Source organism: Streptomyces sp. NPDC050416 (genome assembly GCF_044458845.1).
In the GTDB taxonomy this organism is placed as follows: domain Bacteria; phylum Actinomycetota; class Actinomycetes; order Streptomycetales; family Streptomycetaceae; genus Streptomyces.
Map to the genome: position 1 here is coordinate 1 of NZ_JBITII010000002.1, position 26,969 is coordinate 26,969.

Below are 26,969 nucleotides of genomic sequence, written 5' to 3' on the forward strand. Positions count from 1 at the left end.
ATCATGGCCCCAACGTCGTGCTTTACCGGGCAGGTCCACAGACTGCCCGACGCGCCGAAAGCTTACGGGGCCATGATCACTCGCGCCAAAGCAGCGCCACCCCAAAGCCGCTCCGCCGACCGCGCTTTCGGCGCCCCGTCGACCTGACAAGCTCAGTAATCTGTCGCAGCCGCGGACAGATAAAGCTGTTCCACGTCGCTCGCTCCCTTAATAGCTTCTCGCACCGAAGAACTCTTTAGGTCGAGCACTCGAAGCCTCTTGTCCTTCGTCTCTGCCACAGCCTCGATGCGGTGGAATTCAGTGCCGTACTCCTCAGTGAAGTCCACCAGACCCACCAACTTAGGGAGAGCGTCCCGGAGATGGAAGCCGTGCGGATCGACAATGGAGACCTTCACATCAGAGAGATCACCATGGAAGAAGATGAAGTCAGGACACATGCGCCGCCAATCACCCTTGCCGTCCTTATAAGCGATTGCGAGCGAATCCTCAGAGGCGCGTCCCGGGTTCCTATACCAAGCCAGGAAGCCTGGCTGCCCCATCTCCGACTCTAGAACCTTCGTTTCCCACTGGTTGAGCGATGAAATGGGGAAGTCACCGTTCTCGTCAGCCATGAGGTGTCCAGGCTTAGTCACGACCTTGCTACCGTCCGAATACTCTGTTTCCTCGGACCGAACTTTGGGTCGTGCAACTCCGGTGCGCTGCGGCTCTACAGACATCGCGATGATGTCGTCATAGACGGCCTTGCGTTCGTCCGTCAGTCCCTTGATGGCTACCCGGAACTGAGAAAGCCATTTGGTCGCCAGGGCGTCGGCCTCCCGATCGACAGCCGCCTGAACACCGTTGACTTGCGCCAAGGCAGCGACTTTTACGTGAGCATCAAAAAGACCATCATCGTCATCATCCTCCACTGCGATATGGTCGGCATACTTGCGTGCCAGATCCGGGGAAAGGAGACGTTGCGCAACTTTGAAGTCTGAATCCACCGAGCGCTCATCCGCGATCTCAGTGAATTCTTCCGCTACAACAACATTTTTGTTGTGAACGGAGGCAATGAGCGTCTCTCCCTTGACATCCAATATGCCAGTCGTTGCGACTTGCACCTGCTCTTTGTATCGAGCCATCAAGCCATCGAGAACTGCGAATAGTTCCGCGTAAGCAACCTTCCGCGCGTCAGGCAAGAGGTGGTCGCGTGAGAGAGCCTGGGCAAGTGCCGTTAGTCGCTTGGTAGGCTTTGCTGCTTTACGTGGAAGGGTCTGGGACGGCATAGCATCAAATGCATCCCAAACTTCCGCGGGGACCGCCTGATTAACGACCATGTCGACCGGCTTATAGAGGACGCGGCGTCCCTCGCCTCCGCCGGAACCTCCAGATCCGTCTTCACTGTCGTCGCCAGAGCTCTTTCCGAGGAGGATCTCGGCGACCCCAGTGGCGGTCGCGCGATTGAAGAACGGGAGGACACACTCGACGGAATTGAGGCGATCATTTCCGGTAATGCGGCGCGCTAGTGGAGTCCGAACCATGCGGCCAAGGAGCTGTGTGATATGCGTCTTGTCAGTAGCCGGGCGAAAAGATACGAGTACCTCAGCCCGAGGGCAATCCCAGCCCGTGGAGATAGCATCTTTTGCAAGAATGACTCTGATATGCGACCTATCTTGGACCTTTTCCGGCGCCACGTATGGAATCACGTAGTCGCCCAACTGGATGTTTGCGTGTTCTCCGAATACATGCGCGATGCTGCCGGCCGGCAGTTCTGGCCACTCTTCGCGGATTGTATCGATGGCCGATACGAGCAAGCTGTCTGACGGAGTGTTGGGGACCTGTACCACCAGGAGCGGTACCACTGGGTCCGATGTCGTGCCTTGCTCTTCGGCGTATTGCTTCCACTGCGCGGCTGACTCGCGTACTTTTCGCGTGCCTCGCTTTAGAAGGACAGTGTCGAACACGCCTGATTCGGAGGGGAAGTCGAGACGAATGTCGTCCTTCAGGAGGCCAGACTCCTGGATCAGGGCGGGGTCAACCTCATAGTCCGGGTAGGTGAAGCGGCCTTGCGCCTGCGACATCGCTTCCGAGAACCGTTCAATTGTCGCAGAAATGCCCCACACCACGGGGACCGGAGGCACCCCACTACCTCCGTTGACCAGGCGCTTGACGATAGTGGTCCTATCCTCACGGTCGCTTTTAGTGAGCTTCCGCATCCCTTTATGTGCCTCGTCAAGAATCAGATAAAGGGTCAGGCGGTCATCCTCGATGGTGTTCTTGATTGTCTCCCAGATAGTAAAGGCGCGTAGGTCCGGCGACACTGAGCGCTCTACTAGAGGTGTCTGTTCGTCCTCTGCCGCTCCCCGGACAAGCAGCGACTTCTTCGAGAGCTTCTGCGAATTGAGGAAGTATACCTTTCCTGATTCGAACTTCTCTCGATTGAAGGTGTTCTCGATCACGTGCAATTGGGAGTGAGCGATGCGGTCACCTGCCGCCTCAACTAGCCGCAAACGTGTCTGCTCGTTGAGAGACGGATCGTCTGTGAACCACAAAACTACCGCGCCTTGGTCGGCTTCAAAATCCCAATCATCGTTGCCGAGGAAAAGCGATTCGATCACTGCGGCGGCCATAACCGTTTTACCGGCACCGGTAGTGGCTGCGAGAGAGAAGGAGACGTTACGACCCTTCCGATGGAAGTCCTCACGGGCGTCACTGAAGTAGGTCAGCATTTGACCCACGGCGTCGTTCTGGTACTCCTTCAGCGTGAATCGCATCGTGCAGTCACTCCCTGCCCGTGTTGATTGTGAAATTCGTCAGATAAGACTCGTACAAGCGCACTGGTTCTACGTGGCCTGGAAGCTCTGAGCAGACCATTTGGAAGCTACGGTCGTCGTCAGTCACGATGAACGCCATTCGTACGCTATCGACCTCTGCAAGGGCGGTCAGAAAGTCGTGCGAGTAATCCATGTCAAAAAGCACGCCGTATGAGTCAGCGATATCAAAGTCATCGCGCGCCTTCTCTATACGACGTCCTCGTGCTCCGGCCTTAAGCCAGAGCAGGGGAGCCACAGCCTCGAAAGAACGGTGATGTGCAATTGCTCGCGGAGCTTCATAAGTCATCGTAAAAAATTCGATGTTCTCATCGAAGCCATCCGACATAGGAAATGGGTCGGCGAACCTGTACTTTCCTTTAACGGGCTCGCCCTCGGGTGTCAAACCTGTGACTGCCGCTTGCAGTCGCGGCTTAGTAATGAAGTCGCAGATGCCGAGTCGCTCCCATTCGGCATCACCAGGCCGCAATCCTTGTGTCCGCAGCCGAGCCTGCTCGTTCGCCGACACCTCGTTATTTGTGACGACGATGCTGGAGCGGGCTCCGTCGTCTTGGCGATTCAGACGCATAACGGCATGAGCAGTAGTGCCAGAGCCGCCGAAGAAATCGACGACAAGAGCATCCTTTTTGGGGCCAACAACGAAGCGCAGGATGTCCTCGACCGCGAACAGAGACTTAGGGTACGGGAAGTGGCGCTTTGGAATAAGCGCTGAGAGAATACTTGTACCACCGATCTCAGCATTGTGTGACGCCATATTCCACACCCGCTTCGGCGGAGTGACAATTGAGCTGTCAGGCGTGACGTGTCCTTCTACGGCGCCATCCGCAGCTCGCCCAGTGACGGTGATTTCTCCCTTGCGGATGCGCTCAATAGTGCCACTGGGCAGGTAATAAACCGTACCCTTTGCGGTGGCTGGCTTCCAGTTTTTAACCCGTGCGTAGCCGTTAGCCCAATTTTTCCTCAGAACCTCAGGGGTTAGTCCCCACAGCATTTCTGTCCCGTCAGGCTTTAGTGGCCAAAGCGCGACTGTACCCGCAGGGGCCGGAACGGCAGATCGATCGACGTCGTCATCGATCGGATCACCAATAGAGTGCAACGTCCCATCCTCACGGGACACGAAGATGGGATAGAACTGATTCGGTCGCGAACCGCGGACGCTGGACGGCTCTCTACGTCGCAAGCCAAGCCATTCGATTGGCTTGGGAGCAGCTTCTACCTCTTCGGCGGCTTCGTCTTCCTGTGTTTCCTTGTATGACGGGAGCATGTTACTTTCCCACGGGTGAATTTTCGCCCCCCCGAAGGTCAAGAAAAAGATATGCTCCTCGACTCGTGAGAATTTCCCGCGCCGCACTGCCCCCTTTGCGCTAATGACGGACGTGACCATCTGAATAGCGGCCTCAGGGAAGGTTTGCTCAAGCAGCAGGCCGAGACGAAGGACCTCTTTCTCATCGATTGTGACGATAAGGGCAGAGGACTCGGGGTTAAGAAGGCGCTTCGCAAGCTTCAGACGCCGTTCCATGAAGGCCAGCCACTTAGAGTGGGCGTAATCGTCTTCAGGGTCGACGTAATCGTTGTTGTACTTCCAATCATTGTCGCGAGTGTTGTATGGGGGGTCGATGAAGATGGCGTCGACTTTCCCCTCATGGGTGAAGAGCAAGGTCTGCAGTGCGTGGTAGTTCTCCGCATTGATAACAGAATGGAACGGCTTTTCGCCCCCTCGCTCGACTTTGCCAGTAGAAATGAGGCCCGGGAAAATGGCGTCACGGAACTCCGCTACGACGACGAGATCATCTACGGAGCGGGTTGCGGTCTCAACCTCCGCATCGGAAGTGTCTTGACGAGTGAGGGTGGCAACGCGGCCACTCTCAGTACGCGTGAGACCAACGACTCTCCAGATGCGCTGATCGACTGACTTGGGACGGGCCCCGCGCTCGGCGAGGAAGCGCACCTTGTCACCCTTGCGAACCGGCCGCCCTGGCAGATCGACCGTCTCAGGCACGTGGCGTTCAAAGTTGAGTCCGAAGCGGCGACGCCGGCTTAGCGCTTCCACCTCCCTAGCCAGGTCGGCAGCCAGCTGCGGATCCTTCTGTCCGACCTGCCGCAGGAGGTTGCTCAACGTCGACACTCGGTCCTGTCCTTCCGCCGTCCACTATGTGCTTCCCTGGCTTCACCAGCGCATGGAAGGCTATCGGGTGCACCAGCATGCAGTGGGCCAGTTGGAGCAGACGCAGGTCCCCAGCCCTGGCGTCAGCACTCTCGCTCTGCGTGGACTATGCGTGGACGAGGCCGAGGTTCTGGTCCGTCGGCTCCGTCGTGACCTGCACCATCGTGGTCCTCGCTAACGGCCTCCGGAGCCGTGTGCGCAGGTTCGAATCCTGCCGGGGGCACTCCGGAAAAGGCTCCTGACCTGCAGAAATACAGGTCGGGAGTTTTTTGCGTTCACGCAAAACGCACACGGTCTTTTGACCGTTGCTCTTTTCGAGCAACGCAGCGCTCCCTGCGCCGGATCCTGCCCCTCCCTTGAACATCTTTCTGCAGGTCAAGGCAGGTTCGCCCAGCACCCGTTGGCCCTGCTCGCCACCAAAACAGGCGTCGTGCCGCAGGCGGCGGACTACAACCTCACCGCCTCACGAGAACCCTTTCTGACCTGACTGGCATCGGCGACGGTTTCCGCGCTCATGTGGCGCCGGTCCATCGCGTCTTCCAGATGGTGGGCCAGATCGTGCACTGGTGAGTCTCGTTGCCCGCGGATGGGTCAGGATCAGTGCCGAGCAGTGCCTGGCACATGGGGCCGGACCAGCGTCAGGTGCCCCCATCCTGTTTCGTTTGCCCCTTCTGCGTGGCGGCATGGCTCACTCCGGTGCACACTGCCGCGCTGGCTCGACGTTCTACGTGGCGAACTTCGCCTCCTACAACAAGACCTACGGCACCCTCGCCGGCGTGATCATCTTCCTGGTGTGGCTGTGGATCACGAACCTGGCGATCCTGCTCGGCCTGGAGTTCGACGCGGAGATGGCCCGCCAGCGCGCCGTCGCCGGCGGTCTGCCCGAGGAAGAAGAGCCCTATGTCCCGCCCCGCGACACCCGGGCGTGGAGCGAGGAAGACCGGCGCCGTCTCGAATGAAGTAATCGCCGAGGTCATGGAGTTAGGTGCTGCTCTGGCAGGGAAGTCGCAGGTCATGAGAGTGCTGGCGGATCTTCGTGAGGGTGATCACCGGATGACGCGGTGGGTGGCGTCGTGGCGGTCGGCCTGCGTACGGCGGGTCCTGCCGGCGGTGGAGGAGAGTGCCGAGCACACCAAGCTGTGGTGGGGCGCGGCCGTGGCCCTGTCCGCCGCCGGGTGGCGGGGACGCAGGGCCGCGGCCGTCGGCCTGGCGAGCATGGCCGTGGCGGAACTGGCCTCGAACTGTGTCCTCAAGCGCGTGTGGCATCGGTGTCGGCCGCCGAAGGAATGGATCTCGCACGAGGAGGTCCATGACCGCCCCGATTCCTCGTCCTTCCCCTCCGGGCACACCGCCGCAGGGATGGCGTTCAGCGCCGCGGTGGCACTGGTGTGGCCATGGGCGGGCGCGGTGTGTGCGGTGCCGGCCGTCATGGTGGCCGCCGAGCGCGTACATACGGGCGCCCACTACCCCTCCGACGTCGCCGTCGGTGCCACGATCGGCCTGGCCGCAGCCGCCTTGGTAAGTCGTGCTCCCCGCCTGGCCGTGCGCTTGCTGCGATGACAGCCACAAGCCACCGAAACCGCAGGTCCGCCGGATGGTGCACCCGCATCCGGGCACCCGGGACCCGGTGAGGCGGGCGTGGGCCGTTCAACGGCACAAGTTGGCGCCTGCATCCCGGCGACAACTATTGCCGGCATCTGAGAAAGGCGGCGATCCGTCATGAGTACGCAGCATTCCCAACGTGACCCGAGCGGTTCGCAGGAGCCGGTGGGTGATCTGGTCCAGCGGGCCTCCCAGCAGCTGACGGAGTTGGTTCGCGGGGAGATGCGGCTGGCTCAGGCGGAGATGAGGGAGAAGGGCAAGCGGTACGGCAAGGGCGGGGGCCTGTTCGGCGGGGCCGGTCTGGTCGGCTTCCTGACAGCGCAGGCCCTGGTCGCCACCGTCACCGCAGCCTTGGCTGTTCCCCTCCCGGTGTGGGCCGCGGCCCTGATCGTCACCGCCGTTCTCGGCGTGATCACCGCGGTGCTGGCCGTGAAGGGCAGGAAGGAGGTCAGCCAGGCCGCACCGCCGGCACCCGAGCAGACCATCGACAGCGTCAAGGCCGATGTGGCCGAGATCAAGGAGAGTGCACAGCGATGACCCAGCCGCCCCACGACGAGTCCACCGCCTCCAGCAGCGAAGAGCTGCGGGAGCAGGTTGAGCAGACCCGCCAGGAGCTCGGGGAGACGGTCGAGGACCTGGCCGCCAAGACGGACGTCAAGTCCCGCGCACAGGAGAAGGCGACCGCTGTCCAGGAACAGGTGGGCGTGCTGACGGAGCAGGCGGGCGCCAAGGCCGCAGAACTGACCGGGCAGGTCAAGGTGAAGGCGGCCGAGGCCGCGCACCTGGTGCAGGACAAGCTGCCCGAGCCGGTCAAGGACAAGGCCACCGCAGCTGCCGAGCAGGTGAAGGCCAAGGCCGGACAGGCGGGTCAGGTGTGGCAGGACAAGGCACCCGAACCGGTCCGCGTCAAAGCCCAGCAGAGTGCCCAGGCCGCCCGCGACAACCGCACTGCGCTGATCGTGGCCGGCGGCGTGGCGGTGGCCGCTTGGCTGCTGCTGCGCCGCCGGGGTGGGAGGTAGCCCTGAAGGCATCGATAGTCGTCTACAAGCCGGTCGGCATGGCGCTCGGCGCGCTCAGCGGCCGGGGGTCGCCGGTGGCCTGTTCAAGCAGGTGCGAGCGCGGCACCGAGCAGCAGCGCCGAGCCCGCCACCAGCCCCCAGAATCCAGCCTGTACGACGTCAGCCACGCCGACCCGTCTACCCGCTATGGATGTGGATCAACGACGCGATCACCCAGAGCACGAGGGCCAGGAAACTGCCGGGCGTGACCCACCTGAAGCCACGGCCCTTCACGTTCGGTGTCGCCCAGAAGAGAATCGCGATCATGATCGTCACCAGCACGACCAGTACCGGCCACTTCGCGACCGACCACACTGTCAGCGCCGTGTCCCCGACGCCTAGAGCAGTACCTGCCTGCTGGGCCAGGCCGCCGGTGAACGCCACGATCAGCGCGCTGACGACCGCCAGGATGAGCAGCGCCACCGTCACGCCCAGTCGAACCGGCAGTACCTTCCACACCGGGCGTCCCTCCGGCGTGTCGTACACGGCGTTGGCGGTACGGATGAAGGCCGCGACGTAGCCGGATGCCGACCACACCGCCAGCGCCAGGCCCACGATCGCCATGACCGAGCCGATACCCCCGTTGCCCTGCAGCTGCGTGACGGCATCGCGGATGACGTCACGGGCCGATCCAGGGGTGAGTTTCTGGAGGTTGTCCAGCACCTGCTGCGTCGCCGACTGTCCGGCGATCCCTAGCAGGGAGACGAGCACCAGCAGCGCGGGGAAGAGGGAGAGCACCCCGTAGTAGGTCAGCGCCGCAGCCCGGTCGGCCAGTTCATCGTCCTTGAACTCTTTGACGGTGCCCTTCAGCACCGCCCGCCAGGAGCGCCCAGGCAGCTGAGTGGGCTCATCCGGGGCTCGCCGCTCCACCTGTTCATCCGGTCCGACCCCCCTCTCGCGCCGGGCTTCGGTGTCCCGGCCGTTCCCGTCGTCCGGGCTCGGCCTCCGCATTGTGATCATCCGTGCCATGACAGGCGGGTATCCGCGCGCCCACCCGGCATGTTCCACGCTCTACATCCGTCCGAATTGATCCATTTAGCAAGTGTCATGATGTTTGCGAGAGTTAGCCGGACGCCAGCAGAAGGAGTATCGCGGCGATCGCCCGCGAGCAGATTCCGACCGTGCTGGACCATCCGGTCTACGACGCCGACGGCAACAAGACCGGCGAGGCCAAGCACGTCTTCCTCGATGGCGCCACCGGCCAGCCGGAATGGGGCAGCGTCAAGACCGGCCCGTTCGGAACCAACGAGTCGTTCGTACCCATCCACGACGCTCGCATCGTCACGGACCACTTGGAGGTCCACTACGCCAAGGAAGGCCAAGGACGCCCCGAACGTCGATGTCGACGCCGGCGGCCACCTGTCCCAGGACGAAGAGCACCGACTGTACGAGCACTACCGCATCGACTGGGACGTCGCCTGGCAGCAGGCCAACCAGCCCGGGACCGGCGGCTGGGCCCACACCGACGCCGAAACCGCCACCGGCACGGAAGCCACCGGCGATGACGCGATGACCCGCTCCGAAGAGCAGACGCACGTCGGCACCGAACACCAGGAGGTCAGCCGGGCCCGGCTGCGCAAGTACGTCGTCACCGAAGAGGTCCAGCAGACCGTCCCCGTACGCCACGAAGAGGTTGGTGTCGAGTGCGAACCGGTCACCGAAGCCAACCGCGGTGCGGCCATGGCAGGCCCGGACATCAGTGAAGCGGAGCACGAAGTGACGCTGTACGAGGAGCGGCCTGTCGTGGAGACCAGGGCCGAGCCGGTCGAGAGGGTCCGCCTCACCACCGACGAGCGGACCGAGGAAGAGACCGTCACGGCGAGGTCCGCAAGGAGCAGATCGAGGCCGACGCGCCCGAGGACAAGCGTCAGTCGTAACGCCATTCCACAAGGCGCAGGAGCCGGGCCCAGCAGTCGGCGGTCTCCCACCCTGCGACTCCCAGCCAGACGCTGCCTTACGGTGACGGGTGCTGGGCCGCGACGGCAGCATCGAGAGCCTTGCGCACGTCCTCGGGCAGTGTCCCGCCTGCGGGCCAGCCGACGAGCCCCTCGGCCACCATCCGCAGTTTCGTGTTGGTGTTCATCGACACCTCACACAGCAGGTCCCACGCCTCATCGGGAGTCATGCCTCCCAAGGCGACCAGCACGCCCATGGCCTGGTCGATGCGGGCGTGGGCAAGCATGCCCTCTTTGAGTTGACGGTTTTCCTCCCTCAGGGCCAGCAGTTCCTCCGCGGCGTCCGCTGCGGAGGTGTGACCCGCTGGAAGGGACCCGGTCCGTAGGTGCCGATCAGCAGAAGTCATGTCCCACGCCTGCCCGGGCGACAGCGCGCCATCCAACACCGTCGGTGAACGGCCGGAAAACCGCGACAGAGCCCGAGCGTGTCCGCGTTCATGTCCACTGGACCATGCCCTACGCATCTGGTGCCCCCGACCTGCCGCCTCAGGGTGGGCAACGGGCGGTGAGGAGTTCGGGCGGCACGGCGGCACCGCCTTCTTAAGAGCAGCCCACCAGCAGACCGCGGGACGGGGCTGGCCACATCGCTCACGCTTCAGGGCGGCGGCGATCGTCCTCGTCCCACTTCCGGGTGTCGCGCGGCTCCAGGTACGGCTCCTCCTCGGCCGGGTGACCGCTCGCGACAGCACGCTGACGGTTCATCTCCGCGTCGAACCCCAGGCCCAGCACAATTGCCAGGTTCGTGGCCCGAGGCGAAGTTCGCCACGTACAGCGCGAATGCGACCGAGGCGATCATCCAGATGACCAGCGCCAGGAAACTGCCGGGCGTGACCCATTTGAGGCCGCGGCCCTTCACGTTGGGTGTCGCCCAGTACAGGATCGCGATCGTGATCGTGACCAGGATGACTAGCGCCGGCCACTTCGCGATCGACCACGCACCGGCCTCTCGAAGGCATAGCGGATTGCACCCCATTTGACTGTTCTGTGTGGATATGTGGGGTACCCGCTCATGGACGCGGATCCGGAGGCGCCGACTCCGTCGGCCGCCTCGGAGCACCGAGGGAGGAGTGGCTCATGAGTGAAGATGCCGGTCGCGTTCAGCAGACGGGGCAGAAGGCGAAGGAACAGACGTCGGCCGTGGCCGCGCAGACCGGGCAGGCGGCCGGCGAGGTCGCCGGGACGGCTGCCGAGCAGGCAAAGGCCGTCGCGGGCGAAGCACGCGCGCAGGCAGGCGGTGCGATACGCGACCTCAGGGAGCGGGTTGCGGGGGAGAGCCAGGGACAGGTGGAACGGCTGGCCGGGACGGTGCGGCAGTGGGCGGATGATCTCGCGGGCATGGCGGAGAACGCCTCGGGTGATTCGCCCGCCAGGAGTCTGGCGGTCCAGGCAGCCGATCAGGGCCACCGCGCGGCGGACTACCTGGACAAGCACGGCGTGGAGGGCCTGGTAGGCGACCTGCAGAACTTCGCGCGCCGCCGGCCGGGGGCGTTCTTGGGCGGGGCGGTGCTGGCCGGTCTGGTGGTGGGCCGCCTGGCCAAGGCCGGCACCAAGGCCGCGCAGGCCCCGTCGGCTTCGTCTCAGGACGTTCGGCGGCAGGGGCTGGAGCGCGAGGAGAGCAGCACGCTGCCTGCGGGCACGCCGGTGCCGCCGCCGGAGCTGTCCGGTTATCCGGCGCATCCGGGGGTGTGAGATGTCGTCGATCTATCCGCAGTCGCCGGGAGCCGGTGGACAGCCAGAGGCGGGTCCGGACCGCTCGGCGGGCGAGTTGCTGTCGGCGGTGACGTCGGATCTGCAGACGCTGTTCCGTCAGGAGGTGGAGCTGGCGAAGACGGAGATCCGAGAGGAGGCCACCAAGGCGGGCAAGGCCGCCGGGATGTACGGGGGTGCCGGGTTCGGCGGATACATGGTGGCGCTCTTCTTGTCGCTCGCGGCCGTTTTCGGTCTGGCCAACGTGATGGACGCCGGCTGGGCGGCACTGATCGTCGCCGCCGTATGGGCGGTGATCGCGGCTGTGCTGTACGTCATGGGCCGCTCCCGGATGCGGGAGGTGTCCCCCAAGCCGGAACAGACGGCGCAAACCCTAAAGGAGGACGCACAATGGGCACGGCACCCGACCAAATAAGGTCCGAGATCGACACCACCCGGGAACGCCTGTCGGAGAACGTCAACCGGCTGGCCGACCGAGCCCGACCCAGGCAGATGGTGCGCCGCCGCACCCGGCGGGTGCGAGGCGCGGTGTCCGGGCTTCGGGACCGCGTCATGGGCACCGTCGCCGAATCGGCGGGGACGGCGCGGGACCGTACGGTGCAGGCCACGGAGTCGGTGAAGGAAGGCACCGGCGGGGCCGCGGACACGGTGCGCCAGACGGCCGGGCAGGCCGCCGGTCAGGTCGGTGAGGTGGCCGGACAGGCCCGTGAGGCGGTGAGCCGGGCGCCGGAGAAGGCGGTGCGACAGACGCAGGGCAACCCGCTGGCGGCCGGGCTGATCGCCTTCGGCGCCGGACTGCTGGCCGCCTCTCTCCTGCCGACGTCCCAGGCCGAGGAACAGGCAGCCTCCCGGATCACCGAGCAGGCCGGCGAAACGCTCGAGCCGGTCAAGGAGGCAGCCGTCGAGTCCGCGCAGCAGCTGAAGCAGGACGCCACCGAGGCCGCCCAGCAGGCAGCCCAGGAAGTGAAGGACACCGCCGCGGAGGCCGCGAAGACCACCAAGGAGGAGGCCCGCGACCAGGCAGGCCAAGTCTCCGGGCAGGCCCGCGACTCCGGGCAGCAGGTGGCCGACGAAGCCCGCGGGCAGAGCTCCGGCCCTGTCTGACCCGTGCACCTCGCCGGCCCGGCAAAGACTGTCGCGCACAGTCGGTCGGCGCCTTCTGCCCGGCTCTGTGCGGCACCACGGGGACTGCCGCGCAGGCTGGGTCCTCCTCCCTCCTTCCCGCCCTGCTGCTGGCCCTTGCCGGGAGCGCAACCGTCACAGGCGAAGTGCGCAAGGAGCGCATCGAGGCCGACGAGACCGGAGAGCGCGGCAAGCGCCGCCGCCCTTGATCTCCTCGCACCCCGGGCGCCCGGACCGGGAGTGACGGCCCGCCCGGGCGCCCGGACCAGGTTGTGGCCCGGCTGGGAGGGCACCGCCTGGGAACCCGGGGGGTAAGGCAGTTGTCCGGCCAACAGCGCCCACCAATCTGCCCAAGAAGTCCTGGCAGGGCGCGAGCGCCAGGCCCGCGTCTTCCGTCCGTAAGGAGCTGTGTCATGAAACTGCGACACAGGCGTGACGACACTCGCCACGACCGGGGTCACGAAACCCGCGAGCAGCGGCAGGCCACGGCGTACGGCCGCGACGACAAGCCGGAGAGATTTGGTCCGGATACGGAGGTGGAACAGCAGGCGCCGGACACTCCGACGGACCTGCCCAAACGCTCCTGGGGAACGGTGCTGAAAGGCACCCTGAAGGAGTTCAAGAAGGATGAGCTGGCCGACCGGGCCGCGGCGCTGACCTACTACGGGATCCTGGCGCTGTTCCCGGCCCTGCTGGCGCTGATCTCGCTGATCGGGATCGTCGGGCAGTCGGCGACGCAGCAGGTGCTGGACAACATCCAGAAACTCGCCCCGGGCGCGGCGCGCGATGTCCTCAGCAACGCGGTAAAGCAGATGCAGGGCAACAGCGGGCTCGGCTCGATCATGGCGATCGTCGGTCTGGCCCTCGCCGTCTGGTCGGCGTCCGGCTATGTCGCCGCGTTCATCCGCAGCGCGAACGCGGTCTACGACGTCCCCGAGGGCCGCCCGGTGTGGAAGGTGCTGCCGGTCCGGGTCGGTGTGACCGTCGTGCTGATGATCATGGCAGTGATCAGTGCGTTGATCGTCGTCCTCACCGGCGGCCTGGCCCGGCAGGTCGGCACCGCGCTGGGCATCGGGGACACGTTCCTGACCGTGTGGTCGATCGCCAAGTGGCCCGTGCTCGTCATCCTGGTCACGATCATGATCGCGATCCTGTACTGGGCGACACCCAACGTGAAGGGCCGCGGCCTCAAATGGGTCACGCCGGGCAGTTTCCTGGCGCTGGTGATCTGGATGATCGCCTCGGCCGCATTCGCGCTGTACGTGGCGAACTTCGCCTCCTACAACAAGACCTACGGCGCCCTCGCCGGCGTCATCATCTTCCTGGTGTGGCTGTGGATCACGAACCTGGCGATCCTGCTCGGCCTGGAGTTCGACGCGGAGATGGCCCGCCAGCGCGCCGTCGCAGGGGGTCATCCGGCCGGCGAGGAGCCGTACCTCGAGCCGCGCGACACCCGCAAGTGGGACGAGGAGGACCGCCGACGTTTTGAATGATGCGACCGCCCCGGGACCGGCCCTGGTGGGCTAGGAGAGTGACGAGGACCGGAGAGGCCGGATGGTCGGTGTGCTCCAGCGCCTGGCACGGCCCGTCTGGCGGGGAGCCGGGCGGCTGACCACACCGTTGCTGCCGACTTCCTGGCGGTCGTCGATCCCCTGTGGTCGGCCCGGCGGCTGGCGAGCCGGGAAGGTCCGGCGGAGACGGCGGACGCGACGACGCTCGTGGTGCCGGCGGGGCGCGGCCGGGCAGTACGTGCCAGTGGAGGTGGCCGTAGGCGGCGTAATGCACTGGCGGACGTACTCGAATCCGACCTCGCCGGACGACTCTGGGCGTTTCTCGATCACCGTCCGGGCGATCCCGGACGGGCGGGTGCCGCCGTACCTGGCCCACCGGGTCCGGCCCGGGCAGACCCTGCGTCTCGGCCCTTGTCCAGGGGACTTCGTCCTGCCTGATCCGCCGCGCCTGCTTCTCTCCGGGCGCCGAGGCACAGGTGGCGGACGCCAGGCAGCAGGCCAGCAGTCGCAGCGGGGCAGGTCACGACGTGCACGTGCACGTCGAAGCCGCCGAGACCAAGCGCGGTTTGACCCTCGACGACATCTTCTTCGTCCACGAGCCAGAGCGCACCGCCGACGGCGCAGGGCGACGACGCAAGCTTGCGTAGGGGAGCACCCGGGAACCCGGGCGAGCGCGTGCCCAACACGTTCGGGCCGCCACCCACAGCCGGGCCAGCCGGGCTACCGGTCACCGATGCCGGTGCCGACGCTCCTGGAGCTTCTTCATCTGCTCCTCGATGAGCTTGCTGCGCCCCTGGGTCTTGTGTCGCGACTTGCTCTTCTGACCACCCTGGCCCTTCTGCCGCAGCTTGTCAGCCATGTCCTTGGCTCGCTGCCTCATCCCTTCCGCGCCCATGACCGCACCTCCCGGATAGCCCTTGTTCCTTGTGACCAGGCTGGCATCCGGTCCGGATCCTCGCATCTGGCAGCGCCGCCGCACCGCGGCGACCTGCGGGGAACCACCCGGTCACTTTGTCAGTGAGGCTGCCTTCCGGATGTAGGTTGCGACGGTGTCCGGCTTTCTCGTCAGCTCCGATCGAGGACCGGAGAGGCGATGCGTACGCTCGCCGCAACCCCCAAAGAACGTCGGGAACGTTAACGCCAACGAGGTGTCGACCACGCCTGCGCTTACCGCGCTCTACGCCCAGTAAGCGAAAAGGAGTGCGCTTGTCACGCTCCATCCGGCCCGTCACCCGCCGGATCGAGGGCCTGTGCCAGCCGCACCAGCCGCGCCTCCCAGCAGATGGCAACAATCGCCTCGGCCAGCTGGTCACGCAGCACCCGGCAGCCACCGGATCCCGCCACCGGAGTCCAGGACCGTCTCTGCGGATCGCTCATACTCACCTCAACCCGGCGCCCGCGCCACACTGAACACCTTCCCGTGCGCCAGAGCGGCGACGACCGCCACCGCCGAACAGACGACCACCCCTGCTGTACCGCGTCCTCGCCGAAGACGCTGACGGCGCGAGTGAGGCCGGAAGTACGAAAGTCGTGATGATCCCCGGCCTGCGGGCAGCGGACCGGGCGGCCCCACCGCCGCGGTCGAAGCATGCCCGTTCCCTCATCTGGTCTACGGCGGGTCCACGTCCCTGTTCGTTGTGCGTGGTGTGACGGCGGGTGGTGAGGAGCGCGGCGACGAGCGCGGTGGGGCCGAACCGGCCCACGAAGTGGGCCGGCCGTACCGGGCCGACCAGCTTCGCCGCGCGCTGAGGTCCCGGGCAGAAGACGCCATCGCCCAGCGGCTGGGGGTGCCGCCGCCCCTGTTCCTGACCTCGTCCGACGCCTCAGTTACGGCCAGACCTGGCAGAGCCGTGCCCGGGGCCTGGTCGTAGTCTGCTTCCCATGGCCGACAATCAGACTCTTACGCCCCGTGAAGCCTTCGAATTGCTGCGGGACGGCAACCAGCGGTTCGTCGCCGGTGCGCCGCAACACCCGAACCAGGACGCCGCCCGCCGTGCCGAGGTCGTCCCGGCCCAGAGCCCCTTCGGCGTGCTCTTCGGCTGTTCCGACTCCCGCCTGGCCGCCGAGATCATCTTCGACCGCGGGCTGGGCGACCTGTTCGTGGTCCGCACCGCCGGACACGTCGCCGGACCGGAGGTGCTGGGCAGCATCGAGTACGGGGTGAGCGTGCTCGGCGCCCCGCTGGTCGTGGTGCTCGGCCACGACGCGTGCGGCGCGGTCGCGGCCACCCGCTCCGCCGTCGAGGACGGCACGCCGGCGGGCGGTTACGTGCGGGACGTGATCGAGCGGGTGACCCCCAGCGTGCTCGCCGCCCGCGCCGCCGGGCGCACCGAGGACGCCGATTTCATCGCCGAGCACATCCGGCACACCGTCGGCCTGCTGCTGGACCGCTCCCGCGTCCTGGCGCAGGCGGTCGAGGCCGGACAGGCCGCCGTGGTGGGGCTGTCGTACCGGCTGGCCGACGGAACGGCCCGCCTGGTCACCGCCCGCGGCCTTGAGGTACCTGCAGACTTGGTGTCGTGACGCGGGGCGTTCAGCATTCCGAAGGTCCGGCACGGCCGTGCGCAAGCGGCTTCGGCGCGCATCGTGGGAGCCGTGGCAGGATCATCGGACGGCGCCGGTGCTGGTCATTTCAAGAGGGCCGGGGCCCTGCGGCGCGGCGGAGCCGGTTTGCGATCGCCAGTCCCAGCCCCTCCTCCACCGGCAACGACGCGACGATGAGGTCGCACCCTTGCTGGTCGAGTTCGCGCAAGAACCCATACAGCCCGTGCGCGTAGGCGGCCATCGAACCGGGGACCGCCACCACGGTGTGCGCCTTCACCGGGGCATCGGCGAGGGAGGGGGGAAGAAAAACGCCGACCTGGTGTCCCAGCTCCTGAGCGAGCTCCGCTTCGGCGACGACCTTCTCGGGCTCGACGAGGACGACCCGCGCCCGCGGCGCGTAGTGGGACGGATGCTGGCCCGGCACCCGGACGGGGCTCGTCGAAGGGACGGCAAGCGGGCGCCCCAGCACCGCTTCGAGGTCCTCGCGGGTCACCCCTCCGGGTCGAAGGACGCTCAAGGCATCGCCCGTGGCGTCGACGATGGTCGACTCGACGCCGACCTCGCAGGGGCCGCCGTCCAGCACGAAGTCGACGGCATCACCAAGCTCCGCACGGACGTGGTCCGCCGTGGTGGGGCTGACCGAGCCGAAACGGTTGGCGGACGGGGCCGCCACGCCACCGCCGAAGGCCGACAGCAGCGTGAGTGCCACCGGGTGGTCGGGCATACGCACGGCCACCGTCTCCAGCCCACCCGTCGCCTCCAGGGGCACCCGGCGACCGCGCCGCAGGACCAGCGTCAGCGGCCCCGGCCAGAAGCGTTCGGCCAACAGGCGCGCAGTCGCAGGCACGTCCTCGACCCAGTCACCCAGCTGCTCCGCGCCGCCGATGTGGACGATCAGCGGGTGGGAGGGCGGACGCCCCTTGACCTTGAAGATGCGCGCGACTGCGGCGGGATCCTCGGCGTTGGCGCCCAGGCCGTAAACGGTTTCGGTCGGTAGAGCCACCAGGCCCCCGGCGCGCAGTACACCGGCCGCCTTCTCGATGTCACTGGTTCTTGCCATCACCCTCGCAATCCTCCCACTACTGCGCTCCCCCACGTTCCGTGCTCCCGTCGGCATACAACGACGAACCAAGGGGGTCCCCGCCACCACACCCGTCCGGCCCGCCGCACCACCGGCAGCGCCGCTTTCACCCGTGCCCGTGCCGCTCCGCCTGTCCTGGCACGATGCTCCTCATGCAGCCGCTGCCAGCCCCCTGCCCTTCCGACCTCATCCCCGACGCCACGGGCATGGACGCCTTCAAGCCGCGTACAGGCAGGCCAAGCAGCAGCGCGCTGTCTTCGGTGCCGTGGAGCGACACGGCGAGTGATGGACGGGGAGGGCCGACGTCATGACCCGTCGACGACCCGGGTGTACGACGCCATCCGCACCGCAGTCATCCGGCTGATCAGCTCCCGCGAGATCCGACCGGACTCCTCCGCAGGGCCGGCTCCCCTCATGCTCGCGCGTGCAAAATAGGTGATGAGGGTTTCCGGCATTTTTCATCGCGCATAAGGCGGGAGACGGGGCGGGGATGGCTGCTGACGCCATGGATCACCAGGACCGCCGGTGGACGTTCCTGACCAACCACGCGAGGGTGCTGCTGGCCATCGCACGGGACTCGGGTGCACGGCTGCGAACCATTGCCGCCGCCTGCCTCATCACCGAACGAGCGGTCCAGGCCATCATCACCGACCTCGAACAGGCCGGCTATCTGCACCGGCAACGGGCCGGACGGCGCAACCAGTACACCCTCAACCTCGACCAGCCGTTGCGGCACCCGGCGGAAGCCGGCCTCTGCGTCCGCGACCTCGTTGCACTCGCTGCAGACAGTGCGGCTCAGCCGCCGAAGACGGCTTCTGCATCGGTGACGGTGTCATAGACCCGCAGGAGCTGATCCACCCCGGTCATGTCAAGGATCCGCCGCAACGGCTCGGGCACACACGCCAGCACCAGCACCGCCCCGCTCGCATCCGCCTGCCGCCAGACTCCGAGCAGCACGTTCAGCCCGGCTGAGTCACAGAACGAGACATCGGACAGGTCCAGCACGATGAAGCGGTCGCCCCGCGAAAGCAGTTCCTTGAACTGCGGGCGCAACACCGGGTCGGTCACGTAATCCATCTCGCCGCTGACCCTCGCTACCAGGCAGCGGCCGGAGGCGATCGTCTCGACCGAGGGGTCAGCCACAACACTCTCCCAACCGTCTCGTCAGGAGACAACGCGGCGGAATCTCGACAGGAGCCTACCGGCCCCTGCCCCGCCCTGGGCGCCCGACTCAGATTCCCCCCATGGGGGACACGCTCGCGTTGACGATCAGCCTGCGGCGACATCAATTCCCACCGATATGGATCAGGCCGAAGCGCGACAGGTGGCGGCATCGGCCGCGTTCCCGCACCGTAGGTGTGCTGCTCGCGGACGCTGCCGCAGATACCGAAGGCGTGCACCGGACCAGGGCCTTGCAGGCCTCCGGCTGCCTGGGCTCGTGCGCGCCAGCCGGTGCTCGCCCGGAGCCTCGATGACGACGGCGGTGCTCACTGGTCCCCCTGGTACCGGGACGGCAGGCACTCACTGGGCGCCCTTGGGCTTGCGCCGCTCCCAGCCCTCAGGAGTTCGGCGACGTGGTTTTCGTAGAGCGCGTACATCACCGAACGGCCCTGGCGCCGGCCAACCACCAAACCGAGGTTGCGGAGCAGGCGCAGCTGGTGGAAGCAGGCGAACTGTTCCACTCCGACCTCGGTGGCGAGTTCGGTTGCGGCGCAGGAACCTTCCGGACGCGGCAGAAGATCAGCAACCGGGAAGGGGTGGCCAGGGCCTGAATGGTGGTGGCCACCGGCGCGGCACGGTCCGCGTCCAGGCGCGCGTGCGGGACGCGGGTGCTCGGCGGGAGCTGCTCCATGGCCCCGTGGCGGCCATCACGGCGTCCTCAGACACGCGGGTTCCACCGTCATCGTCGCCTCAACGGCCTGCGGCTGCTGCGCGATCCAGGACAGCGAGGGCCTGGCCAAGGCCGCCCTGCGCGACCGCACCGTCACCGGCTGGCTCGCCCTTGCCCGCGCCGACGACCTCCGCCTGATCACCTCGGCGGCCACATTGGAGGTCGTCCACCCTCGGATCAACCGCCCGGCCCTGGAGTGGACCCTGTCCCACCTGGTCATCGAACCGGTCACCGAGCCGATCGCCCGCCACATCGCCGCGCTCCTCGCCGACGCCGGTCTGCACGGCCACAAGTACGCCATTGACGCCATGCAAGGACCTGACCGCGCTGTGCGGCGGACGGGCCACCGTACTCAAGGTCTGATCCGGCGCTCTGAGATCGCCCCACCGTTCTCCGCTCCGACACTACTCGTCCAGGTTTGAGCTGTGGCCGGCGTGGACGCCAAGCTCAGGGGTTGGTGTCGTCGTGGCCGAGGTTGCCGCCCAGCTCACGAGAGGCTTCGACCTGGGCGAGGAGTTCCCGGGCCTTGGCCGAGACGCCCTCGATGGCGGCGGCGCCGGCGACGAAGCGCAGCGGCGGCTGGTCCTGGGCGGCGAAGGTCAGCAGGGCGTGGGCGAGCTTGGCGGGGTCGCCGGGCTGCTGACCGTTGATGCTCTTCCAGGCTTCGACCGTGGCGGTGGTGCGCTCGGCGTAGTCGTCGATGGTGGGCTCGGGCCAGGTGGTGGAGGCGTCCACGAGCAGCTCGGTGCGGAAGTAGCCGGGCTCCACGATCGTGGTACGGATGCCGTACGGCTTGATGTCGTGGTGCAGGGCTTCCATCCAGCCCTCGACGGCGAACTTGGAGGCGGCGTAGGCGGAGGTGAACTCCGTGCCGATCTGCCCGATGCCGCACGAGGACTCGTCAAAGGCATCACGGTTCTGGATGCGTCGGCCATCTCTGGCGGCGCCCGTCCCGTTCGTTACGGTGTAGCAGTCCTGGGCCAGTGAGACACACACGAAGGGTTGCTCGGCACCTTGACCTGTGATATTGGATCATGGCCGCGAGCCGCGAGCCGCGAGCCGCGAGCCGCGAGCCGCGAGCCGCGAGCCGCGAGCCGCGAGCCGCGAGCCGCGAGCCGCGAGCCGCGAGCCGCTGACCGACTGGAGGCGCGGGTTTGTTAGAGGCGGCCGCCTTGTTCGGTGATCAGCCTCTTCGCGTGCCCGTGGGGCACGACGCCCACCGGTGGGGCACCTTCCGCGGAGAACGGACGCTGGTCGTCGCCACGCGTACGGTCACGTCGGCCGTACGCATCCTGGAAACGCTGCCCGCGCTGCTTCGCGGCGACGATCGCGTGACCGTCGTCTTCGCTCACGACCCGACCTCTGCGTTCGGCTCCGGCGTTCTCGACCTTCTGCACGGCGCCGGCTGCCGGGTCATGCCCTGGGAACAACTGGTGCGCATCGCCCCCGACCTCATCCTCTCCGCCAGCGAGAACATCGACGTACCGGAGGGACACTGCCCGGTCCTGGTGTTGCCGCACGGGGTGGGCTTCCAGAAGCTGGTGCCGGACTCGCGCGGTCCGCACGAGCGGCTCTCCGGTGTCGTGCCGGATTCCCTGCTGGAGTCGGGCCGTGCCTGGTTGGCCGTATCGCATCCGGCCCAGGAGGAGCAGCTGCTCGCCACGCACCCGAAAGCAGCCGGCCGTACCCTGCTGGTGGGCGATCCCTGCTTCGACGAACTCCTGGCCAGCCGGGAGAGCAGGGATGCGTACCGCGATGCCCTGGGGGTCACGGCGGGCCGGCGCCTGATCGTGGTCAGTTCGACCTGGGGGCCCACGTCGCTCCTGGGACGTCACCCGCACCTGCCCGCGAGTCTCCTCGGCGAACTTCCCGGTGATGAGTATCTGGTTGCTGCGATAGTCCATCCCAACGTGTGGGCCGCGCACGGCGCGTGGCAGATCCGGGTCCTCCAAGCGGCTGCCCTGGACGCGGGACTGCGTCTCGTGCCCGCTGTTCACGCGTGGCGGGCCGCGCTCGTCGCTGCGGACGCCGTGGTCGGCGACCACGGCTCGGTGACGCTGTACGGTGCCTCGGCGGGTACGCCCGTCCTGCTGGGGGCGTTCGGCGCCGACGCAGTGCCCGGGACCGCGATCCACGCTCTGGCAGCCGTCGCGCCCCGGCTCGACCCCGACGGAGACATTCGCCGCCAGGTCGAGCACGTGATTCACGAGCACACGACCGAGCGGTACGCGGCCGTCGCGCAGTCCGCCTTCGCCGAACCCGGACAGGCTCTCCCCCGGCTCCGTGCCGCCCTCTACCGGCTGCTGCGGCTAACGGAGCCGTCCTCCCCGCCACCGTCTGCGCTGGTGCTGCCCCGGCCCGACCCGCCGGCCTCACCGGTCACCTCCTGGCAGGTGATCACAGAGGTCGAGGGGATCGAACAGGACCACGTGCCCTCGGCTGTCGTCGTACGCCGTTTCCCGGCCGCCGCGCACTCAGGCGGTGGCACGGGCGCCAGCGCGCCCCTGTTCTTCACCCATCTCGCGTGCTCCGACGGTGAACGCGACCGGCGGCTGGTCGAGAGTGCCTCAGTGATCCTGGCCCACCGTCCAGCCCCTACCACGGCAGCTGCGTCGCGGTGGATCCAGGGCACCCTCGAGCGGCTGCCCGGAAGCCTCCTCGCCGCATCGGCCGTCCGCCATGGGGGCTTCCTGATCGGGCTCAGGGACGGCCGGATCGTGGAGGCGGCCGTCACCGGCCCCGAGCTGGACGCGGGTCTTCCGGCGGCCGTTGTCTACGCGTGCCTGCGCGCGGGTCGCCCGCTGGACGACGCCTTCGTCACCCTGCGGATCGGAGACCTGCGGACCGAGGACGTCGTCCTGCAGTTGCGCCCACCTCCAGCACCGAGCGGCTCGCGGTGACCGGCTGTCACCGGCCGAGGTTCTCCAGCCGCCGGCGCAGGTCCTCGGCCACAGGATTGCTGTTGGCCTCGTGGAGCGTGACAGCCCGGGTGAGCCAGCCGCGCACGCTGTCCTGGTGGCTTCCGGCCCGCTCGGCGATGTCGACGAGGGTGACGAGGGCCTCGGCCTCGTAGTGCGTCGCTTTCTCCTCTTCCAGGACACGTACCGCCTCGCGCAACGCGCGCACCGCCTCCTCAGTGGCGCCCAGGTGGTCATGGACGACACCGATAGCGGCCATGGCCCGCGCAGCCATACGCAGGTCGGGTTCCTCGCGTGCGAGCAGGTCGTGGTGCGCCATGCGCAGGGTTTCCAGCGCTTCGGCGTACTCGCCGCGGGCGTCCAGCGCGCAGCCGAGGAAGTAGGCGGCGATGGCTGCCCCACGGCTCTGTCCCGCCTCCTTGTTCAGTTCGTACGACCGCCGGTAGGCGGGAACGGCCTGGGCAGGGTCGACCTGGTCCAGGTACCGTCCGAGGAACTCCTGCACGGAGGCACGCAGAGTGAGGTGGTCGGTCACCTCGGCCCGTGCGACCGCAGTCCGCAGCTCCCTCCCGGCACGGTCGGTCTCGCCGAGGTCCATCAGCGGGCGGGACAGCAGGCTGCGCAGCCGCGCCTCGGCTTGTGCGGCCTCGGCGATATCGTTCGCGGTTTCAGCCGTCTCGGCGAGGGCGGCGGCCGACGCGACGCCGAGTTCGAGCGACTCCTTCCACGCCTCCAGGTGACGGTGGCGCAGGAACAAGGCCGTGAACGCCTCGGCCAGTGGCCAGACAAGGCTGTGCAGCCCGTGCCGGCTCGCGGCCCGCAGGACGGCCAGGACGGCGTGGCGCTCGGCATCCAGCCACTCAAGGGGGGAGGGTCCCGTGCCGACCGCGAAGGGATCTTCCGCGGTGCGCAGCAGCGGTGACAGGTCGGCGATCCGCAGCCGCTCCTGCCTCAGCGCCCGGTCGGCGAACGCGGTGAGAACGAGGTAGTGGGTGGCCACCCTCCTCGTCATCGCCTTCTCCTCAGCCTGCGGCTCCTCCTCCGCGGCGCGTTCCCGGGCATGCAGGCGCACGAGGTCGTGCATGCGGAAACGGCCGTCGCGGCCGGCCTCCACGAAGCTCGCGGTCACGAGCGTGCGCAGCAGGCGCTTGGCACTCGGGGTGTCGAGGTCCGCCGCGACCGCCGCGACTCCGGCGTCGAAGGCCCCAGTCGGCAGCCATCCAAGGAGGCGGTAAAGCCGAGCGGCGTCCGGCGGCAGCAGCCGGTACGAGGAGCCGAGCAGGGCGGACACGGAGTACTCCTCCCCGGGGAGAGTCCCCTGGAATCCTGGCAGGGCCAGCGCGGCAAGCCGGCCGGCTTCGTCCTCCAGTTCCTCCGACAGCGACGTCATGGTCAAACAGTCGTCCGTGATCAGGCGGGCCGCCGCTATCTGCAGCGCCACCGGCAGGCCCCCGCACAGCTCGACCAGGCGCTCGGCAGCAGCCCGCTCGGCTGCCACGACGTCCTCGCCGCAGCGGTCGGCCAGGAGGGCCAGGCCACCCTCCGGATCCAGGGGTTCCAGTGAGATCAACTGTGCTCCGTCGAGGACCAGTTCACCCAGCTTCCCGTGGCTGGTCACGAGAACGGCGCTCCCCGGGCCCTTGGGGATCAACGGCCGTACCTGTGCGGGCTGGCTCACATCGTCCAGGACGAGCAGCAGGCGCTGACCGGCGGAGCGCGAACGGAACAGGTTGGTCCGCTCCGCGAGCGACGCAGGCATGCCGGCGTCGCTCACCTTCAGGGATCTGAGGACCATGGCCAGGGCTTCGGACACGTCGGCGCCGACGGTCCCACCGGTGGCCTCCTGGTCACGAAGAGCCGCGAAGTCCACATACAACTGCCCGTCCGGGAAGAGCTGCCGGGACATGCTCGCCCATTTCCGCGCCATGGCGCTCTTACCGACCCCCGGCAGCCCGCCGACGACCGTGACGTCGACGCCGCTCTGCCGCCGGGCAGCCGCACCGCACATCGCGTCCAGCAGGGAGAGTTCGCGCCTGCGGTTGCTGAACGGTACGGTCAGCACCGGAACCTGGTCCGGCCGGGCGGTCTCACCGGCCGTTGGCATCGCCGCCGGAACGTTGAAGGTGATACCGCCATGGATCTGCGCACCCTGGAAGGCGGGGCCGTGGTTCACACCACCGCTGATGACGGTGTGCGAGACGTTGCCCGCCCATTCGGCCAGCAGGCCGCGCAACTCGGCTGCGGCGGCGGGCTCTTCCCGAAGAACGTCGAGCAGCCGCTGCCGCCAGTCCGCCTCGATCTCCTCCTCCGCGTCCCTATCCCCTGCCGCCCGAGCACGGGCCAGCTCCTCGCTGGCTGCCTGGAGTTCTTCCTCCGCCTCGCCCGCCGAGCGGCGCTGGGCGAGAAACCTCGTCAGCCTCTCCTTGGCGCTCGACCAGGAGTCGGAGATCATCAACCCGACCAGAGTCGTCGCCCCCGACGCCGCGAGCGCCGCCAACTCGGCTTCCACCAAGCCCCCTTCGCATCATTCCTGCCCTGCGGATCAGGAAAGGCCACGGTAGAACGATCTCGCCGAGTTGGACAGCTCGCCCCACCGAGCAGCCATGAGCATCACGTCGCAGGCCTCCGGAGCCGTGTGCGCAGGTTCGAATCCTGCCGGGGCACTTCGGTGCAAGACCCTGAACTGCGGGAATGCGGTTCAGGGTCTTTCTTGTGTATGCCAGACGCGCATGGGGCGCACACCGTACGGGTTCGAGGGACAACCCGCCGTCGAACCCTGCGAGTTGATCTCTGAGCTGCCCAGCACACGCACCTTCTGAGGCCCCTCCCCGCCGACGTCGCCTTCCAGGGTCCGCAGTGGTCAACGCCTCGCGGGCGCACGGATAGAAAGCGCTTGCCGTGTCGAGGTGGGCCCTAATACCGTGCGGCCCGGCCGTCACTGTCCGCGATGACACCTGGGGGAATCCGTGCGGCGATCCAGTCTGGTTACCGGCAGGAGTCCGGGTATGGGAGCTGCACCGGGGCAATGGGAGAGGACTTTCCCCCTGTCACCTGCAACCGCACCGGCCGTCCACCCGCCGTGCCGTGATCGCATCGCCGGGCAGCGGCAGCGGAAGCGGCTGCGCCGTGAGGCCGGGATCCACGGCACGGCGCACAGAGTCGGAGTGAAGCCCGCCTCGGACAGCCAGGGCATGTCACCGGCCAGTCAGTACGATCCCCGGGATCTGCCCGGGCAGGTGCGCCACGTACGCGCGGAGGCGGGGGAGATCGCCCGTGGCTGAACGGCAGAGCTCCGGCGCGGGCAGCCGCAGTCGCGTCCTGTCACGGCCGGGGATGCTTCCGCTGATGGTGAGCATCTTCATCGTCGACCTCGGCATCGTCATGACCTCCGTGGCACTGCCGTTGCTGCTCATCGAGCGGTACGGCGCGTCGCTGGCGGCCGGACTCACCTTCGCCATCCGGCTGCTGCCGAGCATCGTCGCGGGTCCTGTGGTCGGCGGAGTGCTCGCCACCCGGGACCCCCGACGCGTCGCCGTGGTGAGCACCCTGTGTTCCGGCCTGTTCGCCGCGTCGATACCAGCGGCTCAGTCCCTGTGGCAGGTGCAGTTCCTGTCGCTGGGCATCGGTATCGCCGCCATGTTCGCCAAGCCCGCCCGACTCGTCCTGCGTCCGACGGTGATCGCCGAAGGGGATGAGAGGCGCGGCAACGGGTATCTCGTCGCCGCGCAACGCGTCCCCACACTGCTCGGCCCGCCCACGGTCGGCCTGATCCTCATCGTAGGCAACCTGTCGGCCGTGTTCCTGATCGAAGCGGCGACCGCCGCCGTCGCCACGGTGCTCATCGTGAGCGTCCCGCCCCTGCCCTCCGCGAACGCCGTCGGCGACGACGCGGAGGCCGGCAAGGGCTTCCGCAAGGTCACCCGCGAATACGCGAGCAACACCCGCGCCCTGTTCCAGGTCACCACGAAGGACCTCTTCATGCGGGGGGCCACTCTCACCTCGTTCACCTACGTCCTGGCGGTGGCCCTGGGGCGGATGATGCTCGTGGTCATGGGCACGGAGAACTTCCACGATGTGTCGGGCTTCTACGGCTGGATGCTCGCCGCCATGGGCATCGGCGGCCTGTGCGGAAGCCTGCTCGCCGGACACCTCGGACGCGCCCACACCGGCACCCTGTACATCGCCGTCATGGTCGTGGAAGCGTTCGTATGGCTCACGCCGCCCTGGCTGGACAGCCTGGCCCTGGCTCTGGCACTCATGGCCGTCACGGGCGTCATGGAATCAGCCGGGTACGTCCTGTACTACGCCGAGACCCAAGTCCGCGTGCCCGCGAAGACGATGGGCTACTACTACGCCGCCCTCATCCCCGTCGTCGACGCCTGCACGTTCGTGGGGACGGCGGTGGGTGCCTCGCTGGCCGGCTGGTCGAAGCACACGACCGGTGTGGTCGTGGCCGTTGTCATGGCCGTCCCCATCCTCGCCACGGCCCGCTGGTACTACGTCCCGCCCGCCGCGGGCGACAGCGCGCGCACTCCTGCCGGGAGCACAGAGGCGTGACGTGGCAGGAAGGAGACGGTATGCGGAGCGATGTCTCGCACCGCCGCCG

The 26,969-nt window shown here is 67.3% G+C and carries 20 protein-coding genes, 1 tRNA gene and 7 pseudogenes; 16 read left to right on the top strand and 12 right to left on the bottom strand.

The features are described 5' to 3' along the window. Positions 1-152: 152 nt before the first annotated feature. Together ACIBL4_RS04915 and ACIBL4_RS04920 are read right to left on the bottom strand one after the other, a co-directional pair. Positions 153-2,753 (bottom strand): DEAD/DEAH box helicase, encoded by a 2,601-nt coding sequence (locus tag ACIBL4_RS04915; protein WP_399406604.1) that lies wholly within the window; start codon positions 2,751-2,753, stop codon positions 153-155. Positions 2,754-2,760: 7 nt separating this feature from the next. Next, complete coding sequence (locus ACIBL4_RS04920; RefSeq protein ID WP_388844861.1) at positions 2,761-4,935, bottom strand: site-specific DNA-methyltransferase; 2,175 nt, start codon at positions 4,933-4,935, stop codon at positions 2,761-2,763. Between the two features lie 179 nt (positions 4,936-5,114). Between ACIBL4_RS04920 and ACIBL4_RS04925 the strand changes: the two genes are divergently transcribed. The 5 genes and pseudogenes from ACIBL4_RS04925 to ACIBL4_RS04945 all read left to right on the top strand — a co-directional run bounded on the left by ACIBL4_RS04925 (position 5,115) and on the right by ACIBL4_RS04945 (position 7,595). Next, positions 5,115-5,197 (top strand) — tRNA-Ser (locus tag ACIBL4_RS04925). Between the two features lie 487 nt (positions 5,198-5,684). Further along, positions 5,685-5,933: pseudogene (locus ACIBL4_RS04930) on the top strand (YhjD/YihY/BrkB family envelope integrity protein); the annotation flags it as partial. A gap of 94 nt (positions 5,934-6,027) precedes the next feature. Continuing rightward, positions 6,028-6,534, top strand: coding sequence for a phosphatase PAP2 family protein (locus tag ACIBL4_RS04935; RefSeq protein WP_399406606.1), 507 nt, complete (start codon positions 6,028-6,030; stop codon positions 6,532-6,534). Between the two features lie 159 nt (positions 6,535-6,693). After that, complete coding sequence (locus tag ACIBL4_RS04940) at positions 6,694-7,113, top strand: phage holin family protein (protein WP_399406608.1); 420 nt, start codon at positions 6,694-6,696, stop codon at positions 7,111-7,113. Beyond that, positions 7,110-7,595, top strand: a complete 486-nt coding sequence (locus tag ACIBL4_RS04945; RefSeq protein WP_399406610.1) for a DUF3618 domain-containing protein — start codon at positions 7,110-7,112, stop codon at positions 7,593-7,595. The genes ACIBL4_RS04940 and ACIBL4_RS04945 overlap by 4 nt, the downstream gene beginning before the upstream one ends. Before the next feature lie 201 nt (positions 7,596-7,796). On the opposite strand, the pseudogene ACIBL4_RS04950 reads toward ACIBL4_RS04945, so the two are convergent. Beyond that, positions 7,797-8,585, bottom strand: a pseudogene (locus ACIBL4_RS04950) (YihY/virulence factor BrkB family protein); the annotation flags it as partial. Positions 8,586-8,722: 137 nt separating this feature from the next. On the opposite strand from ACIBL4_RS04950, the pseudogene ACIBL4_RS04955 reads away from it, so the two are divergent. Further along, a pseudogene (locus tag ACIBL4_RS04955) lies at positions 8,723-9,511 on the top strand (DUF2382 domain-containing protein). A 77-nt stretch (positions 9,512-9,588) separates the two neighbouring features. Here ACIBL4_RS04955 and ACIBL4_RS04960 read toward each other — a convergent pair. Next, a complete protein-coding gene (locus tag ACIBL4_RS04960) occupies positions 9,589-10,053 on the bottom strand; it encodes an ANTAR domain-containing protein (RefSeq protein WP_399406612.1) in 465 nt (154 codons plus the stop codon). A 124-nt stretch (positions 10,054-10,177) separates the two neighbouring features. After that, positions 10,178-10,523 (bottom strand): annotated as a pseudogene (locus ACIBL4_RS04965) (YhjD/YihY/BrkB family envelope integrity protein); the annotation flags it as partial. A gap of 140 nt (positions 10,524-10,663) precedes the next feature. On the opposite strand from ACIBL4_RS04965, the gene ACIBL4_RS04970 reads away from it, so the two are divergent. The 5 genes and pseudogenes from ACIBL4_RS04970 to ACIBL4_RS04990 form a co-directional block, all read left to right on the top strand. Continuing rightward, positions 10,664-11,278: a hypothetical protein gene (locus tag ACIBL4_RS04970; RefSeq protein WP_399406614.1), complete on the top strand. Its 615-nt coding sequence runs from the start codon at positions 10,664-10,666 to the stop codon at positions 11,276-11,278. A 1-nt stretch (position 11,279) separates the two neighbouring features. Next, the gene (locus ACIBL4_RS04975; protein ID WP_399406616.1) at positions 11,280-11,711 is read left to right on the top strand and encodes a phage holin family protein; all 432 of its coding nucleotides are present in this window, start codon (positions 11,280-11,282) and stop codon (positions 11,709-11,711) included. Next, on the top strand, positions 11,687-12,400 hold the full coding sequence (locus tag ACIBL4_RS04980; RefSeq protein WP_399406618.1) for a DUF3618 domain-containing protein: 714 nt from the start codon (positions 11,687-11,689) through the stop codon (positions 12,398-12,400). The genes ACIBL4_RS04975 and ACIBL4_RS04980 overlap by 25 nt, the downstream gene beginning before the upstream one ends. Before the next feature lie 431 nt (positions 12,401-12,831). Further along, complete coding sequence (locus tag ACIBL4_RS04985) at positions 12,832-13,911, top strand: YihY/virulence factor BrkB family protein (RefSeq protein ID WP_399406620.1); 1,080 nt, start codon at positions 12,832-12,834, stop codon at positions 13,909-13,911. Between the two features lie 61 nt (positions 13,912-13,972). Next, a pseudogene (locus tag ACIBL4_RS04990) lies at positions 13,973-14,326 on the top strand (FAD-binding oxidoreductase); the annotation flags it as partial. A gap of 330 nt (positions 14,327-14,656) precedes the next feature. Here ACIBL4_RS04990 and ACIBL4_RS04995 read toward each other — a convergent pair. Then, on the bottom strand, positions 14,657-14,788 hold the full coding sequence (locus tag ACIBL4_RS04995) for a hypothetical protein (RefSeq protein WP_256363224.1): 132 nt from the start codon (positions 14,786-14,788) through the stop codon (positions 14,657-14,659). Between the two features lie 350 nt (positions 14,789-15,138). Then, positions 15,139-15,306 (bottom strand): hypothetical protein, encoded by a 168-nt coding sequence (locus ACIBL4_RS05000; RefSeq protein WP_399406622.1) that lies wholly within the window; start codon positions 15,304-15,306, stop codon positions 15,139-15,141. A gap of 504 nt (positions 15,307-15,810) precedes the next feature. On the opposite strand from ACIBL4_RS05000, the gene ACIBL4_RS05005 reads away from it, so the two are divergent. Next, a complete protein-coding gene (locus tag ACIBL4_RS05005; RefSeq protein ID WP_399406624.1) occupies positions 15,811-16,452 on the top strand; it encodes a carbonic anhydrase in 642 nt (213 codons plus the stop codon). A gap of 109 nt (positions 16,453-16,561) precedes the next feature. On the opposite strand, the gene ACIBL4_RS05010 is transcribed toward ACIBL4_RS05005, so the two are convergent. Continuing rightward, positions 16,562-17,533 (bottom strand): L-threonylcarbamoyladenylate synthase, encoded by a 972-nt coding sequence (locus tag ACIBL4_RS05010; RefSeq protein WP_399406626.1) that lies wholly within the window; start codon positions 17,531-17,533, stop codon positions 16,562-16,564. A gap of 511 nt (positions 17,534-18,044) precedes the next feature. Here ACIBL4_RS05010 and ACIBL4_RS05015 point away from each other — a divergent pair. Next, positions 18,045-18,392 carry a helix-turn-helix transcriptional regulator gene (locus tag ACIBL4_RS05015; protein WP_399406628.1) on the top strand — a complete coding sequence of 116 codons (348 nt, stop codon included), beginning with the start codon at positions 18,045-18,047 and terminating at the stop codon, positions 18,390-18,392. Here ACIBL4_RS05015 and ACIBL4_RS05020 read toward each other — a convergent pair. Both ACIBL4_RS05020 and ACIBL4_RS05025 read right to left on the bottom strand, forming a co-directional pair. Next, positions 18,350-18,697: an STAS domain-containing protein gene (locus ACIBL4_RS05020; protein ID WP_399406630.1), complete on the bottom strand. Its 348-nt coding sequence runs from the start codon at positions 18,695-18,697 to the stop codon at positions 18,350-18,352. The two genes, ACIBL4_RS05015 and ACIBL4_RS05020, sit on opposite strands and share 43 nt — an antisense overlap. 344 nt (positions 18,698-19,041) lie before the next feature. After that, positions 19,042-19,370, bottom strand: a pseudogene (locus tag ACIBL4_RS05025) (ArsR/SmtB family transcription factor); the annotation flags it as partial. Between the two features lie 86 nt (positions 19,371-19,456). Between ACIBL4_RS05025 and ACIBL4_RS05030 the strand changes: the two are divergent. Beyond that, positions 19,457-19,808: pseudogene (locus ACIBL4_RS05030) on the top strand (DNA-binding protein). A gap of 84 nt (positions 19,809-19,892) precedes the next feature. Here the strand turns inward: ACIBL4_RS05030 and ACIBL4_RS05035 are convergent. Next, a complete protein-coding gene (locus tag ACIBL4_RS05035) occupies positions 19,893-20,441 on the bottom strand; it encodes an SDR family NAD(P)-dependent oxidoreductase (protein ID WP_399406632.1) in 549 nt (182 codons plus the stop codon). Positions 20,442-20,641: 200 nt separating this feature from the next. Between ACIBL4_RS05035 and ACIBL4_RS05040 the strand changes: the two genes are divergently transcribed. Then, complete coding sequence (locus ACIBL4_RS05040; RefSeq protein WP_399406634.1) at positions 20,642-22,345, top strand: hypothetical protein; 1,704 nt, start codon at positions 20,642-20,644, stop codon at positions 22,343-22,345. A 7-nt stretch (positions 22,346-22,352) separates the two neighbouring features. Here ACIBL4_RS05040 and ACIBL4_RS05045 read toward each other — a convergent pair whose 3' ends face one another. Next, on the bottom strand, positions 22,353-24,872 hold the full coding sequence (locus ACIBL4_RS05045) for an NB-ARC domain-containing protein (RefSeq protein WP_399406635.1): 2,520 nt from the start codon (positions 24,870-24,872) through the stop codon (positions 22,353-22,355). 836 nt (positions 24,873-25,708) lie between these two features. Here ACIBL4_RS05045 and ACIBL4_RS05050 point away from each other — a divergent pair. Next, positions 25,709-26,920: an MFS transporter gene (locus ACIBL4_RS05050; protein ID WP_399406637.1), complete on the top strand. Its 1,212-nt coding sequence runs from the start codon at positions 25,709-25,711 to the stop codon at positions 26,918-26,920. Positions 26,921-26,969 lie beyond the last annotated feature (49 nt).

Coding starts and splice junctions, on each gene's coding strand:
- ACIBL4_RS05050 (WP_399406637.1), top strand. CDS start 25,709: ATGGTGAGCATCTTCATCGTCGACCTCGGCATCGTCATGACCTCCGTG.
- ACIBL4_RS05000 (WP_399406622.1), bottom strand. CDS start 15,306: ATGAGCGATCCGCAGAGACGGTCCTGGACTCCGGTGGCGGGATCCGGT.
- ACIBL4_RS04975 (WP_399406616.1), top strand. CDS start 11,280: ATGTCGTCGATCTATCCGCAGTCGCCGGGAGCCGGTGGACAGCCAGAG.
- ACIBL4_RS04915 (WP_399406604.1), bottom strand. CDS start 2,753: ATGCGATTCACGCTGAAGGAGTACCAGAACGACGCCGTGGGTCAAATG.
- ACIBL4_RS04985 (WP_399406620.1), top strand. CDS start 12,832: ATGAAACTGCGACACAGGCGTGACGACACTCGCCACGACCGGGGTCAC.
- ACIBL4_RS04995 (WP_256363224.1), bottom strand. CDS start 14,788: ATGGCTGACAAGCTGCGGCAGAAGGGCCAGGGTGGTCAGAAGAGCAAG.
- ACIBL4_RS04945 (WP_399406610.1), top strand. CDS start 7,110: ATGACCCAGCCGCCCCACGACGAGTCCACCGCCTCCAGCAGCGAAGAG.
- ACIBL4_RS05015 (WP_399406628.1), top strand. CDS start 18,045: ATGGCTGCTGACGCCATGGATCACCAGGACCGCCGGTGGACGTTCCTG.
- ACIBL4_RS05005 (WP_399406624.1), top strand. CDS start 15,811: ATGGCCGACAATCAGACTCTTACGCCCCGTGAAGCCTTCGAATTGCTG.
- ACIBL4_RS04970 (WP_399406614.1), top strand. CDS start 10,664: ATGAGTGAAGATGCCGGTCGCGTTCAGCAGACGGGGCAGAAGGCGAAG.
- ACIBL4_RS04960 (WP_399406612.1), bottom strand. CDS start 10,053: ATGCGTAGGGCATGGTCCAGTGGACATGAACGCGGACACGCTCGGGCT.
- ACIBL4_RS04980 (WP_399406618.1), top strand. CDS start 11,687: ATGGGCACGGCACCCGACCAAATAAGGTCCGAGATCGACACCACCCGG.
- ACIBL4_RS05010 (WP_399406626.1), bottom strand. CDS start 17,533: ATGGCAAGAACCAGTGACATCGAGAAGGCGGCCGGTGTACTGCGCGCC.
- ACIBL4_RS04940 (WP_399406608.1), top strand. CDS start 6,694: ATGAGTACGCAGCATTCCCAACGTGACCCGAGCGGTTCGCAGGAGCCG.
- ACIBL4_RS04935 (WP_399406606.1), top strand. CDS start 6,028: ATGACGCGGTGGGTGGCGTCGTGGCGGTCGGCCTGCGTACGGCGGGTC.